Below are 6,989 nucleotides of genomic sequence, written 5' to 3' on the forward strand. Positions count from 1 at the left end.
CTCGGTTTACTCGGCTGCTTCGCCCTCATCCGGCGTCCCGGGGGCTGCCTGCGGGGCAGCGTCCACCGGCTCGGCAGCTTCGGCAGGCTCAGCAGGTTCTGCGGCCTCAGCCTGCTCCACAGGCTGGACGGTCGGCTCGGCCTCGGCGGGCTTTGCGTCCGGGTCCTCACGCGGGGGCAGGGTCTCGCCTGCCATCACGGCGTTGAACTCCTTCTCGTTCAGCTTCTCGCGCTCCATCAGAGCCTGTGCCAGCGCATGGAGCTGGTCGATGTGCTCGGTGAGGGTGCGGCGGCAGGTCTCGTAGGCCTCGTCGATGATGTCCCGCATCTCGCTGTCGATCTCGGCAGCGGTGGTCTCGCTGTAGCCCTTGCCCTGACCAAAATCGCGGCCAAGGAAGGTCTCCTCCTGAGAGGTGCCGTAGACCACAGGGCCGAGGCGCTCAGAGAAGCCGTACTTGGTGATCATCTGGCGGGCGATGTTCGTGGCCTGCTGCAGGTCATTGGACGCGCCGGTGGAGATGTCGTCGAGGATGAGCTGCTCGGCCACGCGGCCGCCCAGACTGGACACAATATCCTCGAACATCTCGCCCTTGGTGACGTAGCTGCGGTCCTTTTCGGGCAGATACATGGTGTAGCCGCCTGCCTGACCGCGGGGGATGATGGTGATCTCATGCACACGGGGGTGGTGCTTGCAGTAGAAGCCCGCCACTGCATGGCCCGCCTCATGGTAGGCAGTGAGCTTTTTCTCCTCGGGGGTGACGACCCGGCTCTTTTTCTCCGGGCCGGCCATGACCTTCATGGATGCCTCCTCGATGTCCTCCATCGTGATGGCCTTGCGGCTGCGGCGTGCAGCCAGCAGAGCGGCCTCGTTGACGAGGTTCTCGAGGTCAGCGCCTGCAAAGCCCGCGGTGCGCTGTGCGATGACCCGCAGCGAGACATCCGGGGCGAGGGGCTTGTTCTTGGTGTGGACCTTGAGGATCTCCTCACGGCCTTTGACGTCGGGCAGGCCAACGTAGACCTGACGGTCGAAGCGGCCCGGACGGAGCAGAGCCTTGTCCAGAATGTCGGCGCGGTTGGTGGCAGCCATGACGATGACGCCGTCGTTGGCCTCGAAGCCATCCATCTCCACCAGCAGCTGGTTCAGCGTCTGCTCACGTTCATCGTGGCCGCCGCCGAGGCCGGCACCGCGCTGACGGCCCACTGCGTCGATCTCATCAATGAAGATGATGCAGGGCATCGTCTTTTTTGCCTTGTCGAAGAGGTCGCGCACGCGGGATGCGCCCACGCCGACGTACATCTCGACGAAGTCCGAGCCAGAGATGGAGTAGAAGGGCACGCCGGCCTCACCGGCACAGGCGCGAGCCAGCAGGGTCTTGCCGGTGCCCGGAGGGCCGACGAGCAGCACGCCATGGGGGATGCGTGCCCCCAGAGAGTTGAACTTGTCGGGACTCTTCAGGAACTCCACGACCTCTTTCAGCTCTTCCTTCTCTTCGTCCTCACCGGCCACATCGGCAAAGGTGGCCGTCTTCTTGTTCTCGTGCTCGTCCTTTACCTTGGCCTTGCCGACATTCATGATGCCGCCGCCACCGCCGACGCCGCCCCGCATCATGGAGAAGAGCAGGAAGCCAGTGCAGCCCAGCATCCCCAGATAGAAGATGATCTCCATCCATGGGATGGTCTCCTTGAGGGAGGTGTAGTCGTAGGTCATGGGCGCGTCGGGGTTCGCCGCGTCGTAGGACTCGATATATTTCTCCACGTTCTCGATGAAAACGTAGGCGTAGGGCAGCTTATAGCGGACGGTGACCGTGCCGTCGTCCTCCTGTACCGCGCCGGCGGACTCCGACGAGGTGGAGAACATCCCGCTCAGCAGGCCGCCGGTGGCCTGCGTGGTGCTCTGGGTGGAGGAGACGTCCGGCAGGGGCAGGTCGCCCTCCTTCAGGTTCAGGGTGATGACGCTGGTGTTGCGGTCCAGCGTGAAGGCCGTGACCTGATTGTGCTCAAAATAATGGACGACGGTGGAGTAGCTCATGGTCGAGCCGCTGGTGCTGCCCGAGCCGCTGCCCATCACCGACCAGACCATCAGCACAGCGGCCAGCGCCAGTGCAAGGATGAGCGGATTGATACGAGGTCTTTTAGGTTGCAAAAGGAATCAACTCCAGTTCTGGTTTTATTTCTTACTTTTCGTAGACGCGGGGCTTGAGCACGCCGATGTAAGGCAGGTTGCGGTACTTTTCATCGTAGTCGAGGCCATAGCCCACCACGAACTCGTCCGGCACAGCGAAGCCCTCGTAGTCCGGGGCAATGTCCGCCTTGCGGCGGCTGGGCTTGTCGAGGATGGTGCAGATCTTCACCGAGTTCGGGTTGCGCATCTTGAGCATGGGCACAAGGTTGGACAGGGTGATGCCGGTGTCGAGGATGTCCTCTACGATGAGCACATCCTTGCCGGACAGGTCGCCGTCCAGATCTTTGATGATCTTGACGAGGCCGGTGCTGGTGGTGTTGCCGCCGCCGTAGCTGGACACCACCATAAAGTCGATGTTGCACGGGATGGTCACAGCCCGCATCAGGTCGGCCATAAAGACCACCGACCCCTTGAGGATGGAGACGAGGACGAGGTTCTTGCCCTCGTAGTCCCTGCCGATCTGAGCGCCCAGCTCTGCTACCTTTGCTTTCAGTTCCTCTTCCGAGACGAGGACCTTCATAATATCATCATGCATGGTCATGATTCGATTCCTCCCAATTTTCCAGTTTCACTTGCAGCAGCCGCTCTGTGTCCGGCTCGGGGGCAAGCCCATCGGCAAAACCCTCGCCGCAGACCCACAGCACCTGCTTTCCTGCCGCCAGCAGCGGCAGGGTGTCCCGTTCCCGGGGCGGGATGCCCGCCTCGTTCATCCATTTGCGCAGCTCCCGGTCTGTTCCCCGCCCAGCCGGGCGGAAACGGTCGCCCGGCTGACGGCAGCGCAGCCGCAGAGCAGGACATATCAAGTTTATTTTAGCATAATCCGCCTGATTTTTTAAGTCTTTTTTATGAACGACCTGTGTTTTTTCTTCAAAACAGGCCGAAACCACCCGAATCTGCAGCGTTCCGCCCCCGGGCAGCGGGTAATCGCCGCCCTCGGGCAGGGATACTGCACGCTCCGGAACATCTGCTTTTTCCCCCTGCGGGCGGATGTTGTTGTCGCTTTCCTCCCGCCAGAGCAGCCCTTCCCGTCCACAGAAGCGGACGTTGTCGGTGAGCTGCACCGCGCCGCTGCCCCTCTCCACGAGAGCCGCCAGCAGCCGGATATACTTTTCCTCCGCGTCCCGCACCGGCTCCACGAGGCGGTGGAGGGCCGTGTCGAGGATGAGAGGGTCCGCCTGTCGCAGAGCTGTCAGCCGCCACACCGGCTGTCCGGTGCGCAGGGCGCACCTTGCCCCGCCGGGCAGGCACTTCGGGTCTGTCACCCGGGCCGAGGCCAGCAGGCTTTCCGCCTGCCGGGCGAAGTATTCGTCCGCCCGGGCGGCCTTCTCGCAGAAGCGGGCCAGATTGCGCTCGGCGGCGCAGTTGGCTGCGCAAAGGGCAGGCAATGCGCCGTGGCGCAGGCGGTTGCGGGCGTAGTCGTCGGCCTCGTTGGTCTCGTCTGTCACCCACATCTCCCCGCAGGCGCGGCAAACGGCCTCGGTGTCGGCCCGGGTCAGGCAGAGCAGGGGCCGCAGGTAGCCCGGCCGGCTGGGCCGGATGCCCGCCGCACCGTGGAGGCCCGTTCCCCGGGCCAGCCGGAACAGCAGCGTCTCGGCCTGATCACTTCCAGTATGGGCCGTTGCGACGGCGTCTATCCCCTCTGCCAGCAGCCGCCCGAAGCAGGCGTACCGCAGACGGCGCGCCCAGTCCTCCCCGGCCTGCGGCCTGCCCACCTCTGCTTCCAGCTCAGCGGCATGGAAGACCCGCAGCGGCAGACCCAGCCGGGCGCAGGCCTCCCGGACGAAGGCCTCGTCCCGGTCGGCTGTCTCCCCCCGCAGGCCGTGGTTGACATGGCAGACCGTGAGTGTGATGCCGTTTTCCTCGGCCAGTGGGCGCATGAGGCAGAGCAGTGCCATGCTGTCCGCCCCGCCCGAGACGGCCAGCGCGATCTGCCGCCTGCCCTCCAGCAGACCCTCCCGGGCGCAGAAGCCTCGCACCGTCTGCAAAATTTCTTCGCACGTCATCAGCGCTTGAAGTCCACATCCATGAACCGGGTGTGGGCGCCATCCCAGCCCAGCGGCACCGTGCTGGTCTCGCCATGACGGTTCTTTGCCACGATGCACTCGGCGGTATCCGCATCCACCTCCGCGCCGTCGGGGTTCTGGCTGGCGTAGTAGGAGTCGCGGTAGAGGAAGAGGACGCAGTCGGCGTCCTGCTCGATGGAGCCAGAGTCACGCAGGTCGGACAGTTGGGGGCGGTGGCTGGAGTTGTTGCCCTGCTTTTCCACGGCACGGGACAGCTGACTCAGGGCGATGATGGGGACGTTCATCTCTTTGGCCATGATCTTGAGGTTTCGGGTGATGGAGCTGATCTCCTGCACGCGGTTCTCGCTGCGCTGGCCGCTGGTCATCAGCTGCAGGTAGTCGATGACGATGAGGCCCACGTTGGGGCGGGCGGGGTCCTGATTGACCCGGCGGATCTTCGCCTTCATCTCGGTGATGGTGATGCCCGAGGTGTCATCCATATAAATAGGGGCGTCGTGGAGCTTTTCGGTGGCGAGGGCCAGATACTCCCAGTCCTCAGCCCGGAGCGCACCGGTGCGGAAGGCCTGACTGTCGATGCCCGCCTCCGCCGAGAGGATGCGGTTGGTCAGCTGCTCCTTGGTCATTTCGAGGCTGAAGATGGCCACCGGCACCTTCTGCTGCATGGCGACGCGGGTAGCGATGTTCAGCGCAAAGCTGGTCTTACCCATACCGGGGCGGGCGGCGAGGATGATGAGGTCGCCGCGGCCAAGGCCGGTGAGGACGGTATCCAGCAGGCGGAAGCCGGTAGGGATGCCCTTGTACTTGTCGGCGTCGGGGCCGCTGATCTTCTGAAGATTGGTCAGCGTCTCCACCATGCTGGAAGAAAGGGGCGTCAATGCGCTGGAATCCCGGCCTGAGCGTATCTCATAGATGCGCTGCTCGGCGTTTTCCAGCAGGAGGTCGGCGTCCGGCTCGTCCCCGGCGTCCTGTAAGATGTCCTTCGCCACCCCCATGAGCTGGCGCACCAGATACTTTTCCTGCACGATCTGGGCGTAGGCCTTGACGTTGGAGATGCTGGGCACTGTCTCGGCCAGACCGGTCAGGTAGACCTTCGCCTCGTCGGCGCTGGGGAAGACGCCGTCTGAAATGACGGCGTCCAGCAGGGTCACGAAGTCGATGGTCTGGTCGCTGGTAAAGAGCCGCAGCATCTCGGAGTAGATCTGCGCATTCTGGCGGGTATAGAACATCTCGGGCCGGATGATCTCCACCAGATCGGTCAGAGTCTCCGGCTTGAGCAGCACTGCGCCCAGCACGCTCTGCTCTGCCTGCATGTTATAGGGCAGGTTGATGCCCACGCTCTCGAGGTTGAGTTCGTTGTAATGTCGTTCGTTCGGCATGGCTGTTATCCTTCTGAATCGTTATCGTGTCCGTAAAGCCAAAAAGCGCCCCCTGCCGAGAGGGGGCGCAGAGAACGGCTGGATCAGGCCTGCTCCACTTCGACCTGAACTTTAAAGGAAGCGGTGACACCGACATAAAGGCGGACCTTGCCGTTGAAAACGCCCGCGTCCTTGATGTCCTTGGTCTCCAGCTCGATCTTCTTCTTGTCGATGGGCGAACCGGCCAGCTGGGCCAGAGCCTCAGCCACTTCCTTGCCGGTGACTTTGCCGTGCAGACGGCCGGATGCGCCGCCCTTGGCCTTGATGACCACCGTCTTGCCCTCGAGCTTTGCGGCCACAGCCTGTGCAGCGGCCACATTCTCTGCCTCGTGGAAGTCTGCTGCGGCCTCCTTGCCCCGGGCGATATTCACCGCGCTGGCGTCGGCCACAGCGGCCAGCTTGCGCGGGAACAGAAAGTTGCGGGCGTAGCCGTCGGAGACCTCGTGGATCTCGTCCTTCTTGCCGATGCCCTTGACGTCCTGCTTCAGAATCACTTTCATGATAGTATCCCTCACTTCCCGCCGGGATATGCCCGGCGAAGATTTCTATGGTTAGTATACAGCAATCGGGCTGTTCCGTCAACGCTCAGGAACGAAACCTCTCCGTCAGCGACTGAGAGGTCCTGCCGGGCCAGCGCTCTCCGGAAAAGCCGTTATGCCAGCTCTTTGCCCACAACATCCAAGGCCACCTCGATGACCTTATCCATATCGTAGTACTTATACTCGCCCAGACGTCCGCCGAAGAGGACGCCCGGCTCGGCATCGGCCAGCTTCTTATACTCAGCGTACAAAGCACCATTTTTATCATCGTTCACCGGGTAATACGGCTCGTCGCCGGGCTTCCACTCGGCGCTGTACTCCCGGCTGATGACGGTCTTGGGCTGGGTGCCGAACTCAAAGTGCTTGTGCTCGATGATGCGGGTGTAGGGGGTCTCGGCGTCGGTGTAGTTCACGACGGCGTTGCCCTGATAGTTGTCGGTGTCCAGCGTCTCGGTCTCGAAGCGGACGCTGCGGTACTGCAGCGCACCCAGCCGGTAGCCGAAGTAGGCATCCACCGGGCCGGTGTAGACCACCTTGTCGGCCAGCTTGTCCAGCTCTGCCTTCCCGGCCAGATAATCCACGCCCAGACGCACCTCCACACCGTCCAGCATCTTTTCCACCATGGCGGTGTAGCCGCCGTTGGGGATGCCCTGATACAGGGCGTTGAAGTAGTTGTCGTCGTAGGTGAAGCGGACGGGCAGACGCTTGATGATAAAGGCGGGCAGCTCGGTGCAGGGGCGGCCCCACTGCTTGCCGGTGTAGCCCTTGATGAGCTTTTCGTAGATGTCGGTGCCCACGAGGCTGATGGCCTGCTCTTCGAGGTTCTTCGG

The 6,989-nt window shown here is 63.0% G+C and carries 6 protein-coding genes; all 6 read right to left on the bottom strand.

Annotated features, from left to right (window positions below; translation table 11 throughout):
• Window positions 1-6: 6 nt before the first annotated feature.
• Window positions 7-2,079 carry an ATP-dependent zinc metalloprotease FtsH gene (gene ftsH, locus ACT8X9_RS06905; protein ID WP_444268526.1) on the bottom strand — a complete coding sequence of 691 codons (2,073 nt, stop codon included), beginning with the start codon at window positions 2,077-2,079 and terminating at the stop codon, window positions 7-9.
• Window positions 2,080-2,173: 94 nt separating this feature from the next.
• Window positions 2,174-2,722: a hypoxanthine phosphoribosyltransferase gene (gene hpt, locus ACT8X9_RS06910; RefSeq protein WP_444268523.1), complete on the bottom strand. Its 549-nt coding sequence runs from the start codon at window positions 2,720-2,722 to the stop codon at window positions 2,174-2,176.
• Window positions 2,709-4,184 carry a tRNA lysidine(34) synthetase TilS gene (tilS, locus tag ACT8X9_RS06915; RefSeq protein WP_444268524.1) on the bottom strand — a complete coding sequence of 492 codons (1,476 nt, stop codon included), beginning with the start codon at window positions 4,182-4,184 and terminating at the stop codon, window positions 2,709-2,711. The genes hpt and tilS overlap by 14 nt, the downstream gene beginning before the upstream one ends.
• The gene (gene dnaB, locus ACT8X9_RS06920; RefSeq protein WP_015564739.1) at window positions 4,184-5,581 is read right to left on the bottom strand and encodes a replicative DNA helicase; all 1,398 of its coding nucleotides are present in this window, start codon (window positions 5,579-5,581) and stop codon (window positions 4,184-4,186) included. The genes tilS and dnaB overlap by 1 nt, the downstream gene beginning before the upstream one ends.
• An 83-nt stretch (window positions 5,582-5,664) precedes the next feature.
• A complete protein-coding gene (rplI, locus tag ACT8X9_RS06925; RefSeq protein ID WP_227621438.1) occupies window positions 5,665-6,120 on the bottom strand; it encodes a 50S ribosomal protein L9 in 456 nt (151 codons plus the stop codon).
• A gap of 152 nt (window positions 6,121-6,272) precedes the next feature.
• Window positions 6,273-6,989: UDP-galactopyranose/dTDP-fucopyranose mutase family protein (locus tag ACT8X9_RS06930; RefSeq protein ID WP_444268525.1), on the bottom strand; the 717-nt coding region annotated here is incomplete at its 5' end.

It is taken from the genome of Faecalibacterium sp. (assembly GCF_052358865.1).
GTDB classification, from domain to species: Bacteria; Bacillota; Clostridia; order Oscillospirales; family Ruminococcaceae; genus Faecalibacterium; species Faecalibacterium butyricigenerans.